This window comes from Sulfitobacter sp. HI0040, assembly GCF_001634885.1.
In the GTDB taxonomy this organism is placed as follows: domain Bacteria; phylum Pseudomonadota; class Alphaproteobacteria; order Rhodobacterales; family Rhodobacteraceae; genus Sulfitobacter.
In genome coordinates this window covers 1-273 of the sequence record NZ_LWEX01000520.1, presented here as the reverse complement: position 1 = coordinate 273, position 273 = coordinate 1, and the positions used below count along the sequence as shown (strand labels likewise).

Genomic DNA, 273 nt, shown 5'->3' with positions numbered 1-273 from the left:
CCTGCGCACCCCGCTCGATCAGGCAGAGATCGACCGCCGCATGCGGCCCCATCTGACCAAGCGACAAGCCGCGAATCTGCGCCACTACGGCTACCCCCACGTGATGGAGGATTTCCGTTTCCACATGACCCTGACCGACCGCTTGGACGAGCCCCGGATCGCGACCCGCGCCGCGGAAAGCTGGTTCGGAGGGGTTCTTGCCACCCCCCTTCAGCTTTCGCATCTATCGTTAGTGGGGGAGGATACCGAGGGTCTCTTCCGCGTGCTGCAACA

Annotated in this window: 1 protein-coding gene; it reads left to right on the top strand. The window is 64.1% G+C overall.

All coding sequences use genetic code 11. From position 1 onward, the window contains the following. A partial coding sequence (locus tag A3728_RS19990; protein WP_150120911.1) for a DUF1045 domain-containing protein occupies positions 1-273 on the top strand: 273 nt, incomplete at both ends.